At 68.6% G+C, this 20,862-nt stretch carries 20 protein-coding genes; 13 read left to right on the top strand and 7 right to left on the bottom strand.

Annotated features, from left to right (window positions below; all coding sequences use genetic code 11):
• Nucleotides 1-65: 65 nt before the first annotated feature.
• Nucleotides 66-1,121 carry a 5-(carboxyamino)imidazole ribonucleotide synthase gene (locus ABD693_RS03665; protein ID WP_344695648.1) on the bottom strand — a complete coding sequence of 352 codons (1,056 nt, stop codon included), beginning with the start codon at nucleotides 1,119-1,121 and terminating at the stop codon, nucleotides 66-68.
• Complete coding sequence (gene purE, locus ABD693_RS03660; protein WP_344695647.1) at nucleotides 1,118-1,591, bottom strand: 5-(carboxyamino)imidazole ribonucleotide mutase; 474 nt, start codon at nucleotides 1,589-1,591, stop codon at nucleotides 1,118-1,120. The genes ABD693_RS03665 and purE overlap by 4 nt, the downstream gene beginning before the upstream one ends.
• Before the next feature lie 123 nt (nucleotides 1,592-1,714).
• On the opposite strand from purE, the gene ABD693_RS03655 reads away from it, so the two are divergent.
• Entirely contained in the window at nucleotides 1,715-2,296 is a 582-nt protein-coding gene (locus tag ABD693_RS03655; protein WP_344695646.1) for a GGDEF domain-containing protein, read from the top strand.
• 3 nt (nucleotides 2,297-2,299) lie between these two features.
• Here ABD693_RS03655 and ABD693_RS03650 read toward each other — a convergent pair whose 3' ends face one another.
• Nucleotides 2,300-3,505 carry an ABC transporter permease gene (locus tag ABD693_RS03650; protein ID WP_344695645.1) on the bottom strand — a complete coding sequence of 402 codons (1,206 nt, stop codon included), beginning with the start codon at nucleotides 3,503-3,505 and terminating at the stop codon, nucleotides 2,300-2,302.
• On the bottom strand, nucleotides 3,502-4,422 hold the full coding sequence (locus tag ABD693_RS03645) for an ABC transporter ATP-binding protein (protein ID WP_344697566.1): 921 nt from the start codon (nucleotides 4,420-4,422) through the stop codon (nucleotides 3,502-3,504). The genes ABD693_RS03650 and ABD693_RS03645 overlap by 4 nt, the downstream gene beginning before the upstream one ends.
• 67 nt (nucleotides 4,423-4,489) lie before the next feature.
• Here ABD693_RS03645 and queG point away from each other — a divergent pair, with 67 nt between their 5' ends.
• A complete protein-coding gene (queG, locus tag ABD693_RS03640) occupies nucleotides 4,490-5,548 on the top strand; it encodes a tRNA epoxyqueuosine(34) reductase QueG (RefSeq protein WP_344695644.1) in 1,059 nt (352 codons plus the stop codon).
• Here queG and ABD693_RS03635 read toward each other — a convergent pair.
• Entirely contained in the window at nucleotides 5,526-5,879 is a 354-nt protein-coding gene (locus tag ABD693_RS03635) for a hypothetical protein (RefSeq protein WP_344695642.1), read from the bottom strand. The two genes, queG and ABD693_RS03635, sit on opposite strands and share 23 nt — an antisense overlap.
• 102 nt (nucleotides 5,880-5,981) lie before the next feature.
• Between ABD693_RS03635 and ABD693_RS03630 the strand changes: the two genes are divergently transcribed.
• The gene (locus ABD693_RS03630; RefSeq protein WP_344695641.1) at nucleotides 5,982-6,977 is read left to right on the top strand and encodes an adenosine kinase; all 996 of its coding nucleotides are present in this window, start codon (nucleotides 5,982-5,984) and stop codon (nucleotides 6,975-6,977) included.
• 76 nt (nucleotides 6,978-7,053) lie between these two features.
• Here the strand turns inward: ABD693_RS03630 and ABD693_RS03625 are convergent, their stop codons facing one another.
• Nucleotides 7,054-8,673, bottom strand: a complete 1,620-nt coding sequence (locus ABD693_RS03625; protein WP_344695640.1) for an amino acid permease — start codon at nucleotides 8,671-8,673, stop codon at nucleotides 7,054-7,056.
• Between the two features lie 97 nt (nucleotides 8,674-8,770).
• Nucleotides 8,771-9,148, bottom strand: coding sequence for an HIT domain-containing protein (locus ABD693_RS03620; RefSeq protein WP_344695639.1), 378 nt, complete (start codon nucleotides 9,146-9,148; stop codon nucleotides 8,771-8,773).
• 51 nt (nucleotides 9,149-9,199) lie between these two features.
• On the opposite strand from ABD693_RS03620, the gene ABD693_RS03615 reads away from it, so the two are divergent.
• From ABD693_RS03615 to ykgO, 10 genes are all read left to right on the top strand, one after another.
• Entirely contained in the window at nucleotides 9,200-9,685 is a 486-nt protein-coding gene (locus tag ABD693_RS03615) for an SspB family protein (protein WP_344695638.1), read from the top strand.
• 105 nt (nucleotides 9,686-9,790) lie between these two features.
• On the top strand, nucleotides 9,791-11,182 hold the full coding sequence (gene fumC, locus ABD693_RS03610) for a class II fumarate hydratase (RefSeq protein ID WP_344695637.1): 1,392 nt from the start codon (nucleotides 9,791-9,793) through the stop codon (nucleotides 11,180-11,182).
• Complete coding sequence (locus ABD693_RS03605; RefSeq protein ID WP_344695636.1) at nucleotides 11,179-11,697, top strand: hypothetical protein; 519 nt, start codon at nucleotides 11,179-11,181, stop codon at nucleotides 11,695-11,697. The genes fumC and ABD693_RS03605 overlap by 4 nt, the downstream gene beginning before the upstream one ends.
• A 167-nt stretch (nucleotides 11,698-11,864) precedes the next feature.
• On the top strand, nucleotides 11,865-12,512 hold the full coding sequence (locus ABD693_RS03600) for an ImuA family protein (protein WP_344695635.1): 648 nt from the start codon (nucleotides 11,865-11,867) through the stop codon (nucleotides 12,510-12,512).
• Complete coding sequence (locus ABD693_RS03595; protein ID WP_344695633.1) at nucleotides 12,433-13,968, top strand: Y-family DNA polymerase; 1,536 nt, start codon at nucleotides 12,433-12,435, stop codon at nucleotides 13,966-13,968. The genes ABD693_RS03600 and ABD693_RS03595 overlap by 80 nt, the downstream gene beginning before the upstream one ends.
• A 9-nt stretch (nucleotides 13,969-13,977) precedes the next feature.
• The gene (locus tag ABD693_RS03590) at nucleotides 13,978-17,472 is read left to right on the top strand and encodes an error-prone DNA polymerase (protein ID WP_344695632.1); all 3,495 of its coding nucleotides are present in this window, start codon (nucleotides 13,978-13,980) and stop codon (nucleotides 17,470-17,472) included.
• 62 nt (nucleotides 17,473-17,534) lie between these two features.
• Nucleotides 17,535-17,933, top strand: a complete 399-nt coding sequence (locus tag ABD693_RS03585; protein ID WP_344695631.1) for a DUF2147 domain-containing protein — start codon at nucleotides 17,535-17,537, stop codon at nucleotides 17,931-17,933.
• Between the two features lie 61 nt (nucleotides 17,934-17,994).
• Nucleotides 17,995-19,005, top strand: coding sequence for a UDP-glucose 4-epimerase GalE (gene galE / locus ABD693_RS03580; RefSeq protein WP_344695630.1), 1,011 nt, complete (start codon nucleotides 17,995-17,997; stop codon nucleotides 19,003-19,005).
• Nucleotides 18,996-20,570, top strand: coding sequence for a M20/M25/M40 family metallo-hydrolase (locus tag ABD693_RS03575; protein ID WP_344695629.1), 1,575 nt, complete (start codon nucleotides 18,996-18,998; stop codon nucleotides 20,568-20,570). The genes galE and ABD693_RS03575 overlap by 10 nt, the downstream gene beginning before the upstream one ends.
• Nucleotides 20,571-20,657: 87 nt before the next feature.
• A complete protein-coding gene (gene ykgO / locus ABD693_RS03570; RefSeq protein ID WP_003046794.1) occupies nucleotides 20,658-20,783 on the top strand; it encodes a type B 50S ribosomal protein L36 in 126 nt (41 codons plus the stop codon).
• Nucleotides 20,784-20,862: the final 79 nt, after the last annotated feature.

Raw genomic sequence — 20,862 nt, 5'->3', positions numbered from 1 at the left:
GCTCCCGCTAGATGTGGATTGGATGGCGCCGTAACGTTCGGGACGGGCGCCCGTTCCGCCCCGGCTCAGCGCAGCCGGGTGACGTGGCCCATCTTGCGACCCGGACGCGCGTCGCCCTTGTCATAGACGTGGAGGTGCGCCCCGGCCTCGGCCGCGAGCATCGGCCAGCGCTCGATCTCGTCGCCGATGAGATTTTCGAGCTCGATGGTGTCGGCGGTGCGGTCGGGGCTGCCGAGCGGCCAGCCGCAGATGGCGCGGACATGCTGCTCGAATTGCGAGGTGCGCGCGCCCTCGATCGTCCAGTGCCCGCTGTTGTGGACCCGCGGCGCGATCTCGTTGACCAGCGGACCGTCGGCGCAGGCGAAGAATTCGACCGTGAGCACGCCGATGTGGCCGAGCCTCTCGGCGATGGCGGCGGCCTGGCGGCGTGCCTCGGGGACGTGGGAGTCGATCGCGGGGCCGGCGGGAAGGAGCGAGCGCCGCAGGATGCCGTCCTCGTGAACGTTGCGCGGCGAATCGAAGAAGGCGACGTCGCCGTCCGCGCCGCGCGCGAGGACGACCGAGAATTCGGCGTCAAAGGCGATCGCCTGTTCGGCGACCAGCGGGCGATGGCCGAGCGCGGCGAGTGCTTCGGGCCCATCGGCGGGATCGCGCACCCAGGCCTGTCCCTTGCCGTCATAGCCGTCGCGGCGGGTCTTGAGCACGAGGGGGAGGCCGAGCGCGTCGATCGCCGCCGCGAGATCGTCGGGATTGTCGACCTGGCGCCACGCCGCCGGGTGGCCGCCGGCGTCCTCGACGAACGCCTTCTCAGCGGCCCGGTCCTGCGCGATGCGTAGGCTTTCGGGGCCCGGGCGCAGCTTGTGAGCGATGGTCGCGAGCGGGGCGACGGGTAGGTTCTCGAACTCGTAGGTCACGACGTCGCAGGCCGCGGCGAAGCGCTCGAGCGCGGCGACGTCGTCGAAGGCGGCGCGGGTGAAGGCGGCGGCGACATCGGCAGCGCAGGGCCGCTCATGCGGATCGAAGATGTGCGCCTTGAGGCCGAGCGGCGCGGCGGCCAGCGCAAGCATGCGGCCGAGCTGCCCGCCCCCGATGATCCCGATCGTCCCGCCGGGGCCGATCATTCGGGCTGCTCGGCCACGTTGTCGGTCTGCCGGGTCCGCCAAGCCTCGAGCCGTTCGCCGAGCGCGTCGTCCGAGAGCGCGAGGATCGAGGCGGCGAGGAGGGCGGCGTTGGTCGCCCCGGCCTTGCCGATCGCGAGCGTGCCGACCGGAATGCCGCCGGGCATCTGCACGATGCTGAGCAGGCTATCCATGCCCGAGAGCGCCTTGCTTTCGACGGGGACGCCAAGGACCGGAAGGCTGGTCATCGATGCGGCCATGCCAGGGAGATGGGCCGCGCCGCCGGCGCCGGCGATGATCACCTTGAGGCCGCGGGCCTTCGCGCCTGTCGCATAATCGTACAGTCGCTTCGGGGTCCGGTGCGCCGAGACCACCTTTGCTTCATGAGCGATGCCGAGCTCCTCCAGGATAAGCGATGCATGGCGCATCGTTTCCCAGTCGGATTGACTGCCCATGATGATTCCGACGTCCATTGCCCTGCCTGACCCCGTAAGCGTGGCCCCGCTGTCTAGTGGCCGCGGCGGCGGCTGTCACCCGCTCCCCAAGCAGGCCGTCATGCGTTATGGAGCGCTCCCGCGTCAGCCATGGGACTTTCAATGACCGACGAGACGTCGATGGTCGAGGATGATCCGCTTGTCCTTCGGGCCGAGATCGCCCGGCTGCGCGAGATGGTCGCGCGGCTCGAGCGTCAGGTCGGCGAACTCGACCAGCTGGCGCACCGTGACAGCCTCGTTCCAGTTCCCAACCGGCGCGGCTTCATGCGCCAGCTCGGCAAGCTTATCGACCGGGCCGAGCGCTATGGCGATTCGAGCGCGATGCTGTTCGTCGATGTCGATGGCCTCAAGATGGTCAATGACAGTTTCGGGCACGAGGCGGGCGATGCCGCGCTGATTCACATCGCCGCGCTGCTGACGGGCGGGGTCCGCCAGAGCGACTGCGTCGCGCGCTTCGGCGGGGACGAATTCGCGGTGCTGCTCGAGCGGGTCGACCTCCAGCAGGCGACCGAGACGGCGCTCCGGCTGACCGACCGGATGGCCGATTCGGGCTTCGAGTTCGACGGTCGCCCGATCCCGCTGTCGGCCGCGATCGGGATTGCCGAGATCCGGCCCGGCGACCGGCCCGAGGACGTCCTCGCCCGGGCCGATCAGGCGATGTACGAGCAGAAGGCCGCGGCCTGACGATCAGGCCTTGGCGAGCTGGCGCTGCCACCAGCGACGCTTGCCCGCCTTGCCGCTCAGCACCGAGCGCCGGAACCAGGCGGCGGCGAACTTGAGGATGATCGCGACCCACAGGCCCTGCCACGCCAGCGCCGCGAGATGCGGCAGGATGGCGGGATCGAGCGCGGCTCGGCCCATCATCGCGAAGGGCGAAGAGAGCGGGAAGGCGGCAGCAAGGATGCCGAGCGGGCCATGGGGTTCGCTGACCGCGAAATTGGCCAGCGCGAAGAGGGCCACCTGCGCCATGGTCACGGGCATCGAGAGCGTCTGCACTTCGCGCGCAGTGCCCGCCTGCGCGCCGATGCCGAGAAACGCCGCGCCGATCAGCAGGTAGCTCATCGCGAAATAGGCACAGCCGAGGAGCGCGAAGACCGGCCAGCCGACCGCCGGCTCGGGCGCGCTGGCGAGTTTGGCCGGATCCACCAGCACGGCCGCCGCGGCGAGCCCGGTCGAGGACCATACTGCGATGCCCGTGAGGCTGACGCTCAGCATTGCGAAGAGCTTGCCCATGAAGACGGTCTCGACCGGAACGGCGGCCGCCAGCACCTCGATGACCTTGTTCGACTTCTCCTCGATGAATTGTGAGAGGAGCATGCCCGAGAGGAGCAGGGTCAGGAAAAAGAGGACGGCCTGGCCGGCCCGCGCCGTGGTCGAGCGCACGGCTTCGACCGAGCCCGAGGTCGCCGCCACCCGCTTGATGACGATACCGGGCAGCGGCCTGGTGTCGGGCGAGGCACGCGACATGATCAGCACGGCCTGTCCGGCCAGCGCGTTGTTCGAATCGATCGATCCGGTGATCCGAGGCGCTCCGAAGGGATCGCTCAGCACCGCGACGATAGGCCGTTTGCGATCGGCTAGCAGCGCCTCGGCATTCGCCCCGGGGGCGGCCGCGACGAGTTCGGGCAGGCGAGCGATTCCGGGCACCTCGTCGAGTTCGTCACGCGCGTCCCGAAGCCGTGCGAATTCAGCCGGCGCGGCGATGACGGCGATCCGCGGGCGGCCTTCGTCCTGCGCGACCCGCGCGCCGATGCCCGCGAAGAGGAGGGCGATGAGCAAGGGAAATAGGGGGCCGAGCAGGAAGAACAGGAAGGTCCGGCTGAACACCGTGGCGGTGTAGTCGCGGCGGGCGATGACCATCGCGGCTTGCAGCTTGTTGAGACGGCGGATCATGCGGCGACTCCCTGGCCCATGGCTTCGGCCGCGGCGGATCCGGCGATGGCGACAAAGGCGTCGTGGAGCCCCGGCCGCTCGATCGAAAGGGTCTCGATCCCGGCGTCATGCTCGAGCAGCGCACGGAGCAGCGGCTCGGGACCCTCGGGTGGCAGTTCGAAGCGCCATTCGCGGCCGGTCCAGCGCGCGTCCGCCGGGAGGGCCAATTGCCACGGACCCTCCTTCGCGCGGGTCTGGAGGCGGACTATCGGCCGGAGCCGGTCGCGCGCCGCATCGACCGCGCCGGCGAATGCGACCTTGCCCGCGGCGATGATTGCGATCCGCTCGCACAGGCGCTCGGCATGGGCGATGACGTGGGTCGAGAAGATCACCGTCGCGCCCGCCGCCGCCTCGGCGCGAATCAGTTCCTCGAGCTTTTCCTGGTTGATCGCGTCGAGGCCAGAGAACGGTTCGTCGAGGACGATCAGCCGGGGGCGATGAACAAGGGTGCCGAGCAATTGCACGGTCTGCGCCATGCCCTTGGACAAGGTGCGTATGGGCTTTTGCGCCCAGTCCGAGAAGCCGCGCTCGGCGAGCATGTCGGTGGCGCGGCGACGACCTTCGGCGAGCGGAAGGCCACGAAGCGCACCCATGAACGCGATCGCCTCGCGCACGACCATCGCCGGATAGAGTCCGCGCTCCTCGGGCAGGTAGCCGACTTCGCTCGCGGCCTCGAGCGGAGAGGAACGACCGAGGAGGGTCCGCTCGCCGCTGTCGGGATCGATGATCCCGAGCAGCATTCGCAAGGACGTGGTCTTGCCTGCGCCATTGGGGCCGAGAAGGCCGAAGATCGAGCCGGTGGGGACCGAAAGGCTCACGCCGTCGACCGCAAGCTTGTCCCCGAAGGTCTTGACGAGGTTGCGGGCTTCGACCGCCATGCCCTCGCCGGTGACTTGCTGCAGCACTCGACTGGTCTCCCCTGTCCCCGCTCTGTAGTGAGACGCCGTGCTTGAACCCGCAAGCCTTAAGGAAAGGATACGCGCCGAGGCCGAAAACCTCGGCTTCGTCTCGTGCGGCTTTGCGCGCGCCGACGCGGTGCCCGAGGCAGGCGAGCGGCTGAAGGAATGGATCGCGGCCGGGCGCCACGGCTCGATGGGCTGGATGGAGGAGCGCGCCGGGCAGCGTGCCCACCCGCAGGCGCTATGGCAAGAGGCGAAAAGCGTGATCGCGCTGGCGATGAGCTATGCCCCGGCGGGCGATCCCCGGGCGCTTGCCGGCACGCCCGACCGGGCGCGGATCAGCGTCTATGCGCAGGGGGCGGATTACCACAAGACGGTCAAGAAGGCGCTGAAGGCGCTGGCCCGGTTCATCGTCGATGCGGTGCCGTCGCAGCTCAAGGTGTTCGTCGACACCGCGCCGGTGATGGAAAAGCCGCTCAGTGCCGCTGCGGGGATCGGCTGGCAGGGCAAGCACACTAATCTCCTGTCGCGCGAGCACGGCAACTGGCTGTTCCTCGGGGTCATCTTCACCGAGCTCGAACTCGAGCCGGACCCGCCGGCGAGCTTGCATTGCGGGTCGTGCACCGCCTGCATGGTGGCTTGCCCGACGGGCGCGATCGACGGCCCGGGCCAGATCGATGCCCGGCGCTGCATCAGCTATCTCACCATCGAGCATTCGGGACCAATTCCGGCCGAATTTCGCGAGGCGCTCGGCAATCGCATCTACGGCTGCGACGACTGCCTCGCCGCCTGTCCGTGGAACCGGTTCGCGAGCCAGGCGCAGGCGAACAAGGCGTTCCTGCCGCGCGCCGAACTCACTGCGCCGCGGCTCGCCGACTTGCTCGCCCTCGACGACGCGAGCTTTCGCGCGATCTTTGCGGGTAGTCCGATCAAGCGGATCGGGGTCGACCGGTTCCTGCGTAATTGTCTCATCGCGGCGGGGAACAGCGGTGACGACGCGCTTCTGGGACCGGTGAAAAGGCTGGCCGGCCATGCCGATCCGGTCGTCGCCGAAGCCGCGACGTGGGCACTGGAACGACTGGCTAGCGCGCCGACAGGGCCGTGATGCAGCCTTCGACCGGGATCGTGTCGCCGCTCCCCGGACGCCGGGCATCGACATGGAGGACGCTCGCCGCGCCGGCGCCGCTTGCCGGCGGGTAAAGGTAGGCGTCGAGTACGCAGGCGCCATTCTGCCACTGGAGCTTCAGGCCGCTGCCCTCGCGAACCTGGAAGCTCGGATTACCGAACCGCTCGACCAGCGCCGTCTGCGTCAGTCCGGACAGGCCGGTGCGAACCTCGGCCACCGGCGGACGCGCGATCGGCGTGTAGGTGACCTTGGGCGGCGTGCTCGCGCAGGCGGTGATCGCAAGGGCGGCAAACGGAAGCAGGCGACGCATCAAGCGCTAGTGCCGAGGGTGGCCGCGCGGCGCAAGGCTGGACGCGCCGAACCGCCGCCGCTACCCGCCGCGGCCATTAAAACCGCCATTGCAGGACCTTCCATGACCCAGCCCCGCTACGACGTGCTCGCCATCGGCAATGCGATCGTCGACGTGATCGCCGATGCCGACGACGCCTTTCTCGAGAGCCAGGCCCTCGACAAGGCCAGCATGCGGCTCATCGACGAGGCCGAGGCCGAGCGCCTTTACGGTCTGATGGGCCCGGGCAAGGAAGCGAGCGGCGGGTCGGCCGGCAACACCGCGGCGGGACTTGCGGCGCTCGGCATCAAGACCGCCTTCATCGGCCAGGTCGCCGACGACCAGCTCGGCGGCATCTTCGCGCACGACATCCGCAGTCTCGGCGTTGCGTTCGACACGCCGGCGCGCGGCGACGTCGGTGCCACCGCGCGCTGCCTGATCCTCGTCACCGCCGACGCGCAGCGGACCATGAACACCTTCCTCGGCGCCGCGCAGCAGCTGTCGCCGGAGGCGATCGACCTCGAAGCGGTGCGCGACGCAGGCATCCTCTACCTCGAAGGCTATCTTTGGGATCCCGAAGTGCCGCGCGCCGCGATGGAAGCGGCGATCGCCGCCGCGCGCGAGGCCGGGCGCAAGGTGGCCTTCACCTTGAGCGACACCTTCTGCGTCGACCGCCACCGCGACGGCTTCCACCGTCTGCTCGACGAGAAGAAGGTCGATATCCTTTTCGCGAACGAGGCCGAGCTTCTCGCCATGACGGGCGAGCGCGACTTCGAAACGGCGCTCGCCGCGCTTGCCGCCAAGGTGCCGGTGCTCGCGGTCACGCGCAGCGAGCAGGGCGCGGTGGCGGTCGCGGGCAGCGAGCGGGCGTCGGTTCCGGCCGAGCCGATCGACAAGCTGGTCGACACCACCGGGGCGGGCGACCTTTTCGCGGCCGGCTTCCTAGCGGGACAGGCGCGCGGGCTCGGTCTCGAGGCGTCGCTCCGCTTGGGCGCGATCGCCGCGGCCGAGGTCATCCAGCATTATGGCGCGCGCCCCGAGGCCGACCTCAAGGCGCTGGCCGGCGACATCCTCGGCTGATCCCGCCCAGAGGGCACAAAGCAAAAGGGCCGGAGCATCGCTGCTCCGGCCCTTTCTTTTTGGCTTGTGATGCCGATCAGTTGCGGTGGTCGCCCTCGCCACCGACTCCGGCGACGCTCGGGTTCAGCGCGTCGACATCGCCTTCCGGCACGTCGACGATGCCACGTCCGAGATGGCTCGCTTTGCGGCTGTAGCCGAAATAGACCAGCATGCCGACGGCACCCCAGATGGGGAGCACGAGCATGGCGTCGATCGGCAGGTTGAAGAACAGGAAGATGCAACCCGCGATCGTCAGCGGTCCAAGCAGCCACAGCGCCGGGGTGCGGAAGCTGCGCTGGCGGTCCGCAGCGGTCTTGCGCAGCATCATGACCGCAATAGCGACCATCATGAACGCGTAGAGCGTACCGGCATTGGCGATGTCGGCGAGCTTGCCGACCGGCAGGAAGGCCGCCGCAAAGGCCACCGCACCGCCGGTCATCGCGGTCACGATATACGGCGTCTTCCACTTCGGGTGCACCGCCGAGAGCTTCTCGGGGAGCAGGCCGTCACGGCTCATCACGAAGAAGATGCGGGTCTGGCCGAACATCAGGATCAGGATGACCGACGGCAACGCCAGCGAGGCGGCGATGCCGAGTGCGTTACCGACGCCCGACCAGCCGATCTGGCGCAGGACGTGGGCGAGTGCCTCGTTCGAGCAGACCAGCGGCAGCTTGTCGGCAGCGTAGGTGGCGCACTGGCGGGCGAGCTCTTCCGAGCCGGCCGGGAAAGGCACGCCGTTCGGGCCCATGATCGGCTGGCCGCCCATGGTGCCGATCGCACCAGCGGCGACGAGGATGTAGAAGACCGTGCAGAAGAGGAGCGAACCGACCAGGCCGATCGGCACGTTGCGCTGCGGGTTCTTGGTCTCCTCCGCCGCGGTCGAGACCGCGTCGAAACCGACATAGGCAAAGAAGATCGTCGCCGCCGCGCCGACCGCGCCGAGGCCCGAACCGAAACCGCCGAAGACGCCGGCGGGCAGGAACGGATTGAAATTGTCGGCATTGAAGTAGGAGCTGGTCAGCGTGATGCCGATGAAGGCGGTCAGCGCGGTGACCTTGATCGCCACCAGCACCGCGTTGACGCGGGCGCTTTCGGTGGTGCCGATCATCAGCAGCCATGTGATGATGAGGGCGATGAAGACCGCCGGCAGGTTGATCAGCCCGCCTTCGATTCCGCCGAGCGCGAGCGGGGCGCCCGACAACCAGGTCGGCAACTCCACCCCGAGGAATTCCTTGAGGACCGTTCCGGAGAAGAAGCCGGACCAGCCGACCGACACGGCGCTCGCCGCGACGGCATATTCGAGGATGAGGGCCCAGCCGACCGTCCAGGCGAGGATCTCGCCCATGGTCGTGTAGGTGTAGGTGTAGGCGGAACCCGCGACCGGCAGCATGGCCGCGATCTCGGCGTAGCAGAGGGCAGCGACGATACAGACCGCGCCGGCAATGGCGAAGGCCAGCATCAGGCCGGGACCAGCCTTCTGGGCGCCGGCGGCGGTCAGCACGAAGATGCCGGTGCCGATGACGCAGCCGATGCCGAACAGCGTCAGCTGAAACGCGCCGAGCGTGCGGTGAAGCGACTTTTTCTCCGCGGTGCGGAGAATTGCATCGAGCGGTTTGACCCGCCCGAACAGCCCCTCATTGGGTGCCGATGTTGCCATAAGTAATTCAATCCCCTCCAAGGAATTCGTGGCGCGGGAGCCTAGCGGCTAGTTCCGGAGGCGCAATGCTGTTGTCACATCGCGCTGAAATCGCGGTTCAGCGGGCGAGCATGGCCCCGAGCGGTTGCCCGCCGAAGATGTGCACGTGGAGGTGTGCGACCTCCTGGCCCGATCGCTTCCCGACATTGGCGAGGAGCCGGTAGCCCTGCGGCTCGGCACCGACTTGGCGCGCGGTCTCGCCGATCGCCCGGACGAAGTCGGCGATTTCCGCCTCGGACGCCCGGGCGGAAAAATCCTCCCAGCTCACATAGGGGCCCTTCGGGATCACCAGCACGTGGATCGCGGCGAGCGGGTTGATGTCATGGAAGGCCAGGCTGTGCTCGGTCTCGAGTACCTTCTTCGACGGGAGCTCGCCCCGGACGATGCGCGCGAAGATGTTGTTTTCGTCATAGGGATGCTTGTGATCAATTGGCATGGAGGCGTTTCCCGGTTGACCCTAATGCCGGCCTCGCTACCAGTTCGGGCCATGGCCGACGAGAGCGCAGAAAGCCTGATTCCCTATGACGAGATCGTGCAGGAGGCGCTGCGCGATGTCGTGAGCCGCGTGCTGTCCTCGATCGAGAAGGGCGGCGGGCTGCCCGGCGGGCATCATTTCTACATCACCTTCCGGACGCGCTTCGCCGGTGTCGAAATCCCCAAGCACCTCGCCCAGCGCTTCCCGGACGAGATGACCATCGTCATCCAGCACCGTTTCTGGGACCTCCATGTCGCGCCCGACCATTTCACCGTCGGCCTGAGCTTCGGCGGAGTCCCCGCAACGCTGCGCGTGCCGTTCGCGGCCGTGACCGATTTCGTCGATCCGGCGGTCGACTTCAGCCTCAAGTTCCAGGCCAATGGCGCCGAGCATGACGGCCATGAAGAGCATGATGCCGCCGAGAATGACGCGCCGGTCGCGACCCCGGTCGAGGACGGCTCGAACGTCGTCTCGGTGGACTTCACTCGTAAGAAATGACGCTTGGCGTCACCCCGGGCTTGACCCGGCGTCTGCCTTCCTTTTGACGCGCGCTGAAGAACAAGGCGGATCCCGGCTCAAGGCCGGGATGACGGAAGGAAGCGCATGACCAACACCCGCACCGAGACCGACAGCTTTGGACCGATCGAGGTCCCGGCCGACTGCTATTGGGGTGCGCAGACCCAGCGCAGCCTCGGCAACTTCCCCTTCGGCGAGCGCGAGCGCATGCCGATCCGGCTGGTCCACGCCCAGGCGATCGTGAAGCAGGCGGCGGCGCGGGTGAACCGCAAGCATGGCCTCGACACCAAGCTCGCCGACGCGATGGAGACCGCGGCCGCCGCGATCATTGCCGGCCGCCACGACGACCAGTTCCCGCTCTCGATCTGGCAGACCGGCAGCGGCACCCAGACCAACATGAACGTCAACGAGGTGATCGCGGGGCTCGCCAACGAAGCGCTCGCCGGCACCCGCGGGGGCAAGACCCCGGTCCACCCCAACGACCACGTCAACAAGAGCCAGAGCTCGAACGACAGCTTCCCGAGCGCGCTTCACGTCGCCGCCGTGCTCGCGGCCGAGCAGCAGCTCTATCCCGCGCTTGACCGGCTGACCGCTTCGCTCGAGGCCAAGGCCAAGGCTTGGGACGGGATCGTCAAGATCGGCCGGACCCACACGCAGGACGCGACCCCGTTGACGCTGGGCCAGGAATTCAGCGGCTATGCGGCGCAGCTCAAGGCATGCCGCGCCCGGATCGAGGGCGCGCTCGAGGGCAATCTGCGCAAGCTGGCGATCGGCGGCACCGCGGTCGGCACCGGGCTCAATGCGCCCGAGGGCTGGGCGGACGACATGTGCGCCGCGATCAGCGACATCGCCGGCTCCTCCTTCCATCCCGCGCCGAACAAATTTGCCGAAATGGCGGCCCGTGACGGGCTCGTCTTCTTCCACGGCGCGCTCAACACGCTGGCAGTGGCGCTGACCAAGATCGGCAACGACATCCGCTTCCTGGGATCGGGGCCGCGCTCGGGCCTCGGCGAGCTCAGCCTCCCCGAGAACGAGCCGGGCAGCTCGATCATGCCGGGCAAGGTAAATCCGACCCAGGTCGAAAGCCTGACGATGGTCTGCGCGCAGGTCATCGGCAACCAGCAGGCGGTAACCGTCGGCGGTCTCCAGGGCCATTTCGAACTCAACGTCTTCATGCCGTTGATCGGGTCGAACGTGCTGCGCTCGGTCGAACTGCTGGCGACCGCGATGGTGAGCTTCGCCGAGCGCTGCGTCGACGGGATCGTCGCCAACGAGGATCATATCCGCGACCTCGTCGCGCGCAGCCTGATGCTGGTCACCGCGCTCGCGCCCGAGATCGGCTACGACAACGCCGCAAGCATCGCCAAGCATGCCCACAAGAAGGGGCAGAGTCTCAAGGAGGCGGGGCTCGAGCTAGGATTGGTCGACGAGGAGACCTTCGACCGGGTGGTCCGCCCCGAGACGATGATCGGTCGGTGAAGCGCGTAGCGGCTCTCGTCGCCTGCGGGCTTCTTGCCGGCTGCGCGACGAGACCGGCGCCTGAGCCCGTTCGGGTCCCGCCGCGCGTCGATCGCCCATCGGGATCGTCGGCCGGTCTGGTCAGCCCGCAGGAATATGTCGGTGAGTCGGCGTCGCGGACCCTGCTGCTGGTCCGCGCGGCCGAGCTGATCGCGGAGCGGGTGCCGGGGCTCACGTCCGAGGCCGACCGAATCGCGGCCGGGCAGCGCGGGATTGCGGCGCAGCTCAATCTTGCCGGGCGACGCCTCAATATCCTGCCATCGGCGACGCTCCGGCCGGCGCATGCCGCCGAGCTCCAGTTTCTCGAGCGCAGCGCCGATCCGGCGAGGGCGTGGCGAAGCCTGGCAATGCGGTCGATCGACGCCTGCATCATCCGCGAAAAGTCCTATGCCGAGCGCGGATCCAGCCCGACGTTGCGGCCGGTGGCCCGTTTTGCCGCATCTGTCTGTGAGGAGCAGCGGACCAATTTGAAGTAGCTGGAGTCGCCCGATTGACTCCGTTCGCATACTCGCGCGAATAAGAACAAAAGCAGAACAAGAACGTTGCGAGTCGTGTGGATCGAGGTTTTCGCCTTGTCGCCGGCGGCGGGAGCCGTGCGGCTGAAGAGGATGGTTTTCCGGCACAGGCCGGGCACCAATGGCCTTTGCCTGCCCGCGACAAACCCGCGCTCCGGCTTTCGCCGGGTGCCGGCAGCGCCATCCTGTCCGAACTTTTCGCCGATTCTCCGCGCGACGCCGGATGGACCGGCTTCGTCCTCGCGCAGGTTGCTCCGGCCCGGCCCTTGCTGTGGATCCAAGAGCGGATGGCGATCCTCGAGGGCGGGCGGGTCCATGCGGCCGGTCTCGGGCCACTGGCCGCCGAGCTCATCCATGTCGAGGCGCGCGACGCCAAGGCTGCCCTGTGGGCGATGGAGGAAGGCCTGCGATGCCCTGCGCTAGGCGGCGTCATCGGCGAATTGTGGGGCGATCCGCAGGCGCTCGACTTCACCGCGACACGGCGGCTGGCCGTGGCGGCGGAAAAGTCCGGGGTCGCCTGCTGGCTAGTCCGGTTGCAGGGCAGCGCCAATCTCAGCGGCGCGCGCGAGCGCTGGCGGCTGGGCAGCGCGCCGAGCGAAACCCATTCCTTCGACCCCAAGGCCCCGGGCAGCCCACGCTGGGACGCCGAACTCTTCCGCTCGCGCCGGCGGCTGCCCGGACGATGGGTGGTGGGGCGTGAACCGCCGAATCTGCTCCCTGTGGCTGCCGAACCTGGCGATCGAGCGCTGGGCCAATGGCAGCGACGCACCGGATGAGGCGCTGGCCCGGCCGGTGGTGCTCACGCTCGAGGGGCGTCACGGCCAGCTGATCCATGCGGTCACCCCGGCGGCCGCCGAGCGCGGCGCACGGCCCGGCGGTCGGCTGACCGACGCGCGGGCGCTCGATCCCGGACTCGAGGCCGAGCAAGCCGACGTCGCGGGCGAGGAAGCATGGCTACGCGCGGCGGCGCGCTGGGCGAGCCGCTGGTCGCCGCTGGTCGAGGTCGATGGCGCGCATGCGCTGCGGCTCGATGTCAGCGGGGTCGCGCACCTGTTCGGCGACGAGAAGGGGCTGATGCGCGACATGGAAGCGCGGTTCGCCGCCATGGGGGTCACCGCGCGGGCCGCGATCGCCCCGACCGCCGGCGCCGCATGGGGCCTCGCCCGCTATGCTGCCGAGCCGCGCCCGGTCCATGACGAGGAACTGGCGCGCGTCCTGGCGCCGCTCCCGATCGCGGCGCTGCGGCTGTCGGCGGTGGCCAATCACATGCTGGTGCGGCTGGGGCTGAAGCAGGTCGGCGACCTTGCCGGCGTGCCGCGCAAGGCGCTCGCCCGGCGCTTTCCCAAGGACGAACACCCGCTCGATGCGCTCGACCGCGCGCTTGGCCGCAAGCCCGAGCCGCTTACCCCTTTGCCCGAGGATCCGCCGCCGCGCGCGCTGTTGCCGATCAAGGAGCCGGTGGTTCATCCCGAGGCCGCGGCACAGGCGCTGGCCCGGCTGGTCCCGCCGCTGGCGCGCGAACTGGCGACCCGCAAGCTCGGCGCACGGCACCTCGTCCTGACCGCCTTCCGGGTCGACGGCAGTCTCGGCGAGGTCCAGGTCGCGACCTCGATCCCGACGCGCGCGCCCGACCATCTCCATCGGCTCCTGTCGGGCATGCTCGAGCGGCAGGGAATCGACCCCGGCTTCGGGATCGACGCCTTCGCGCTCGAGGTGCGCTGGTGGGAGAAGCTCGATTCGGCACAGGACGCCTTGCTCGGAGAGGCCACGGGCGAGACGGCGGTGGCGGCGCTGATCGACCGGCTGAGCGTCCGGCTCGGCCCGTCAAAGGTGCGGCGGCCGGTCCGGGTCGACAGCCATGTGCCCGAGCGCGCGGCCGGCTGGGGCGCGGGAGTCGACACCGACCCGTCGCCGCCCGCCGTCGCCGCGCCCCCCGCAGACCAGCCCACCCGGCTCCTCGATGCTCCCGAGGAAGTGGCGGTCATCTACGCCACTCCCGAGGGGCTGCCGCGGCGCTTCGTGTGGCGCCGCAAGGTGCATGACATCGCCCGCGCGCAGGGACCACGGCGGATCTCGCCCGAATGGTGGCGCGAGCGCTCCACCGCCCGGCTGCGTGACTATTACAAGGTCGAGGACAGCGAGGGCCGCCGCTTCTGGATTTTCCGCGAGGGCGTCGTCGGTGACGGCCGCGGCGGCGCGCCCTTGTGGTTCGTCCACGGGCTATTCGCGTGAGGCCGGGTCATGCCTGAACAGGAAGGCTATGCCCGCCGCCGGCTCGAGCGCGAGGACGGTCCGCTCCCGCCGATGCCCAAGGCCGCGTTCGTCGAGCTCGGCATCGCCACGCCCTTCTCGTTCCTGCGCGGGGTGTCCGACGCGCTCGAGCTCATTCCGACCGCGATGGAACTCGGTATGGACGCGATGGGGGTCGCCGACCGCAACACGCTGGCCGGGGTCGTGCGGGTCCACACCAATGCCAAGACGGCCGGGCTGAAGCCGCTGATCGGGTGCCGGCTGGTGATCCAATCGTCTCCCCTCCCGCCTGCGGGAGGGGCCGGGGGAGGGGTTGTCGCGATCCGCCCGGGACTTCACGAACCCGGCCTCGCCCCGGCCCCCTCCCCGCAGGGGGAGGGCGGGGATATCGAGTTCCTCGCCTACCCGCGCGACCGCGAAGGCTATGCCCGCCTGTCGCGCCTGCTGAGCCTTGGGCAGGGCCGCGCTCCCAAGGGCGAGTGTCACCTCACCCTCGACGATGTCGCGGAGCACCGCGAGGGCATCGCCTTCATCGCCTGCCCGGGCGAGAACCTCGACGCGTTCGAGGCGCGGCTGCCCGCGATCCGCGCCGCGTTGCCCGACCTCCGCCACATCGCTGCCACGCACCTCTATCGCGGCGACGACCTCGCGCGGATCGAGCGGCTCGACCGTCTGGCGCGGAGTGTCGGCGCGACCATCCTCGCGTCGAACGACGTCCTATACCACGTCCCCGAAAAGCGCCCGCTGCAGGACATCGTGACCTGCATCCGCGAGAAGGTGACGCTCGCCACTGCCGGCACGCGGCTCAATCCTAATGCCGAGCGGCATCTGAAGGGCCCGGACGAGATGATCCGGCTGTTCGAGCGCTGGCCCCACGCCATTGCCGCGACGCGCGACTTCGCCGACGGCCTCCACTTCAGCCTCGACGAGCTGCGTTACGAATATCCGCGCGAAAGCGTGCCCGAGGGGCGCACTCCGCAGGAGCAACTGATCCACCTCACCTGGGAGGGGGCGGCCGAGCGTTATCCCGATGGCGTCCCCGACAAGGTCGTCAGGCAGATCGAGCACGAGCTCCGGCTGATCGAGCGGCTCGACTTCGCGCGATACTTCCTGACGGTTCACAGCATCGTCGCCTTTGCTCGAAGCTGCGAGCCGCCGATCCTTTGCCAGGGCCGCGGCTCGGCGGCGAACAGCGCGGTCTGCTATTGCCTGTCGGTCACCGCGGTCGACCCTTCCACCACCGACCTCCTGTTCGAGCGCTTCATCTCCGAGGAGCGCAAGGAGCCGCCGGATATCGACGTCGATTTCGAGCACGAGCGGCGCGAGGAAGTGATCCAGCATATCTACGAGAAATATGGCCGCGACCGCGCCGGCCTGTGCGCTACCGTGATCCACTATCGCCCGCGCTCGGCGATCCGCGAGGTCGGCAAGGTGATGGGCCTGTCCGAGGACATTTGCGCTTCGATCGCCGGGACCATCTGGGGCTGGGGCGAGGACGTCACCGAAACCCACGTCACCGAGGCGGGGCTCGACCTCACCGACCCGCATCTCGCCCGGACGATCAAGCTCGCCGAGCAATTGATCGGCATGCCGCGCCACCTCAGCCAGCATGTCGGCGGGTTCATCCTGACCGAGCGACCGCTGATCGAGACGGTGCCGGTCGGCAACGGCGCGATGCCCGACCGCACCTTCATCGAATGGGACAAGGACGACATCGAGGATCTCGGCATCCTCAAGATCGACGTGCTCGCATTGGGCATGCTGACCTGCATTCGCAAATGCTTCGGGCTGATCGAGGAAGTGCATGGGCGAAAACTCGACCTCGCCACCGTCCCGCGCGAGGAGCCCCGCGTCTACGACATGCTGTGCAAGGGCGATTCGCTGGGCGTCTTCCAGATCGAGAGCCGGGCGCAGATGAACATGCTCCCGCGTTTGAAGCCCCGCTGCTTCTACGACCTGGTGATCGAGGTCGCGATCGTCCGCCCGGGCCCGATCCAGGGCGACATGGTCCACCCTTTCTTGAAGCGCCGGCAGGGCAAGGAGCCGGTCGACTATCCGCGCCCCTCGCCCGACCATGGCCCGCCCGACGAACTCGAGCGCATCCTCAAGCGGACGCTCGGCGTGCCGGTGTTTCAGGAGCAGGCGATGAAGATCGCCCTCGACGCGGCCAAATTCTCGAGCGCCGAGGCCAACCAGCTCAGGAAGGCGATGGCGACCTTCCGCTCGCGCGGCACCATCGACCTCCTCCAGGACAAGATGGTCGAGCGGATGGTCACGCGCGGCTACGAGCGCGAGTTCGCCGAACGCTGCTTCCACCAGATCCGCGGCTTCGGCGAATATGGCTTTCCCGAAAGCCATGCGGCGAGCTTCGCGCATCTCGTCTACGTCTCGAGCTGGCTGCGCTGGCGTTATCCCGCCGCCTTCGCCGCGGCGCTGCTCAATTCGCAACCCATGGGCTTCTACGCCCCCGCCCAGATCGTGAAGGACGCGCAGGCGCACGGAGTGACGGTGCTGCCGGTCGACGTGAACGAGAGCGGCTGGGATTGCTCTCTCGAGGTCCCGCGCCCTTCGACTGCGCTCCACTCCGCTCAGGACGAACGAACGGATGTCGCGACCCAGGGCATCGTTCGTCCCGAGCGAAGTCGAAGGACGCATGCCGAAGTCGCGTTGCGCCTCGGCCTCCGCCAGGTCGAGGGACTGCGCGCGATGGATGCGGCGCGGCTGGTCGCGGCGGCCCCCTACAAGGCGGTCGAGGACCTCCATCGCCGGGGCCAGGTCCCGCCCCATGCCGTCGTCCGCCTCGCCGAGGCCGACTGCTTCCGCTCGATCGGGATGGATCGCCGCCAAGCGTTGTGGGACGCGCGGACGCTCCGGCCCGCGCCCGAGCTTCCGCTCTTCGCCGCCGCTCGTGCCCGCGAGGAGGGGGAGGAAAGGGAGAAAGCCATCCTCCCCGCCATGCCACTCCCCGAGCATGTGGTCAGCGACTACCAGACCACGCGCCTCAGCCTGAAGGCGCATCCGATGCAGTTCCTGCGCGATCACTATGCGGCGCGCGGCTTCGTCCGGGCCGCCGACCTGCGCGACGTCCGCTACGGCAAGCGCGTCAGCCTCGCAGGACTTGTGCTCATCCGCCAGCGCCCCGGAAGCGCCAAGGGCGTGTGTTTCATCACGCTCGAGGACGAGACGGGCAATGCCAACCTCGTCGTCTGGCCCGATGCCTTCGCCGCCCAGCGCAAGGTGGTGATGGGCGCCCGGCTGATGGTCGTGCACGGCATCGTCCAGCACGACGAGGCGGTATGCCACCTGATCGCCAGCCGGCTCGAGGACGACAGCTGGCGGCTCCGCTCGCTGAGCGACAGCCAGCACTTCGATCCGCAGGTCGGGCGCGGAGACGGGGCAGGGCCGAGCCGCCCGCCCATGGCCCGCCACCCGCGTGACGCCGAGGTCATCCCCAAGGCGCGAGTCATCAACTGCCCGACCTATTGACGCCACAATCCCGCCACGCTTCGGCAAGGCTGGCGAAAGACTCCCATGCTATAGGCACGTCCATGCGAAACCTTGCTTTTCTCGCTTCGGCCCTGGCGTTGCTCGCGACCCCGGCGATGGCGCAGAGCCCGCTCGAAGGCCTGTGGACCAATCCCAAGAAGTCGATCGTCGTGCGTATCGCGCCGTGCGGCGAGGCCTGGTGCGGCAAGGTCGTCCGCGCCTCGGCTCGGGAGGATGCCAAGGCCAAGGCCCGCGGCATGGAAGACGGTCTGGAGGGCGAGCAGATGCTTACCAACCTGCGTCCTGCCGGCCACGGCAAGTGGAAGGGGCAGGTCTATGTCCCCAAGATCCGCTCCAAGGTCGGAAGCACGGTCACCATGCAGGCGCCGGGCAAGATGAGCGTGTCGGGCTGCTTTGCGGGCCTCATCTGCAAGACGCAGGTCTGGACCCGCGTCGACTGACGTCACGGCGTCAAAAGGCGGCTCTTTCCTTCAACTTGGCTGGCCGCTAGCGCCGACAGCCATGAGCAAGCCCACGATCCTCGTCACCGGCGGTGCCGGCTACATCGGAAGCCACGCCGTCCTCGCTCTTTATGACGCGGGATGGCCGGTGGTGGTGGTCGACAACCTCTCCAACGGCTCGCGCGAGGTGGTGCCCGACGAGGTGCCGCTGATCGAAACCGACATCGGCGACGCGGCCGCCATGCGCGCGGTCCTGAAGGAGCATCGGGTCGGCGCGATCATGCATTTCGCCGGTTCGATCGTGGTTCCCGAAAGCGTCACCGACCCGCATTTCTATTATCGCAACAATACCGTCGCGAGCCACGCGCTGCTCGGCGCAGCGATGGAGGCGGGCGTCCGCCATCTCCTCTTCTCATCGACCGCCGCGACTTACGGCGCGCCCGAAACGGTGCCGATCGACGAAGACGCCCCGACCCGCCCGATCAATCCCTACGGCTGGTCCAAGCTGATGACCGAGCAGATGCTCCGTGATGTCGCGGCCACCGGCGCCATCAACTACGGCGCGCTGCGCTACTTCAACGTGGCCGGGGCCGATCCCAAGGGCCGTTCGGGCCAGATCGGCAAGGGCGCGACCCACCTCCTCAAGGTCGCCTGCGAGGCAGCGGTCGGCAAGCGCAGCCACGTCGACGTGTTCGGCACCGACTATCCGACTCCCGACGGCACCTGCATCCGCGACTATATCCACGTCGCCGATCTCGCCGCCGCCCATGTTCTCGCGCTCGAGGCCCTGATCGCCGACCCGGCCGAGAGCTTCACCTTCAACTGCGGCTACGGCCGGGGCACGTCGGTGCTCGAGATGCTCGAGATGCTCGACCGGGTGAACGGAACGCCGGTCAAGCGCGTCCTCGGACCGCGCCGCGCGGGCGATCCCCCGCAGTTGGTCGCCGCCAATCGCCGCTTGGTCGAACGACTGGGTTGGCAGCCGCGCTTCGCCGATACCGGGACCATCATCGAAAGCGCCCTGTCCTGGGAGCGCCGCCTCTTTCAGAAAGAAGCCGCCGTTTGCGCCTGAATCTGCTCGCCGTCCCGCTCGCCGCGGTCCTCATCGCCGCGGCGCCCGCGCCCACCGCCAAAATCGCACCGCTCTACAAGGCGCCGCAGGATCAGGCCGACCGGGTCCATGCCACCGTCCAGTTCCTGGCCGACGACCTGCTCGAGGGTCGCGGCACCGGCAAGCGCGGCCATGAGATCGCCGCTGCTTATGTCGCCAGCCGCTTCAAGGCGCTCGGCCTCGAGCCCGCCGGCGAGAATGGCACCTGGTACCAGCGCGTGCCCTTCCGCCGCGCGTCGATCGACGGCACGCCGACCTTCAATCTGACGCTCGGCGGCAAGACCGAAGCGCTGACGACCAAGGACATCGCGGTTCGCCCGAGCGTGACCGAGGCGGTCCGCAATCTCAGCGCGCCGCTGGTCTACGTCGGCTACGGCCTCCGCGACCCCAAGCTCAAGCTCGACGATTATGCCGGGCTCGACGTTCGCGGGAAGATCGTGATCACGCTGGGCGGCACGCCGCCGGGCCTGCCGAGCGACATCGCCGCCCACCTGTCCTCTCGCAAGGCCGAGATGGCGGCGCAGGCCGGCGCAATCGGCATCCTCGACATCAGCGGCGGCAATGCCGGCACCCGTCCGGTGACCGACTGGATCGACAAGGCCGGCCGCGCCGGTTCGACCCCGATGGGTCTGCGCGTCCGCGGCGTCATCGCCCGCTCGCTCGCCGAGCGGCTCTTCGCTGCTTCGCCCAAGCCCTATTCCGCGATCCTCGCCGCCCGCGCGGCGGGCAAGCCGCTTCCGGGCTTCGCGCTGGGATCGTCGATCGCGATGAACGTCAAGTCGAGCTGGAGCGACTTCACCAGCCCCGAGGTCATCGGCCGCATGCCCGGCAGCGATCCGCGCCTTGCGGGCGAGCATGTTGTCCTGATGGGCCACCTCGATCACCTCGGCATCAACGAAAATGCCAAGCCGGGCGAGGACGCGATCTTCAACGGCGCGCTCGACAATGCCGCGGGGGTCGCGACGATGCTCGAGGCCGCCGAGCGCTTCAAGGCGTCGGGCCAGCGACCCAAGCGCTCGCTCCTGTTCGTCGCCAACACCGGCGAGGAGCTGGGCCTTCTGGGCGCGTCCTACTGGGCCGAGCATCCGACGGTGAAGGATATCGTCGCGGGCGTCGATCTCGACATGCCGCTCCCGCTTTACGACTTTACCGACGTCACCGCTTTCGGGGCCGAACACAGCACGATCGCCGACGCCGTCGCCAAGGCCGGCCGCACGATGGGCATTTCCGTCGGTCCGGACCCCATGCCCGAGCAGGGCATCTTTGTCCGCTCGGACCATTATCCGCTGGTGCTGCGCGGCATCCCGGCGATCCTGATGTTCACCGGCCATGCCAATGGCGGCAAGCCGTTCTGGGACAAGTTCTTCGAGGACACCTATCACCGTCCGAACGACGACCTGAACCAGGCAATCAACTGGGGCGCGCTGGCCCGCTATGGCGAGCTCAACTATCGTATCGCCCGCGAGCTCGCCGACAGCCCCAAGCGGCCGGCCTGGAAGAAGGGCGATTACTTCGCCAAACCTTGACTCGGGCGGCGCCCTCCCATAGGGGCGCTCGCCGAAGCCTACGGGCGTCAGCCGACAACCAGTATATAAAGAGACGGGCGTCCCGCCATGAAGATTCGCAATTCGCTCAAGAGCCTCAAGGACCGTCACCGGGACAACCGCGTGATCCGTCGTCGCGGCCGTACCTACGTCATCAACAAGACGAATCGCCGCTTCAAGGCGCGCCAGGGCTAAGTTCTGGCTGAACCGTCCCCAAACGGGGCGGCTCGATTCATCGCAAGAGCAGAGCGGCCTGCCGTCATCGACGGTTCAG

Origin of the sequence: Sphingomonas rosea (assembly GCF_039538065.1) — a bacterium.
Lineage (GTDB): Bacteria > Pseudomonadota > Alphaproteobacteria > Sphingomonadales > Sphingomonadaceae > Sphingomicrobium > Sphingomicrobium rosea.
The sequence above is the reverse complement of the archived record's forward strand: the minus strand, read 5'-3'. Positions and strand labels throughout refer to the sequence as shown.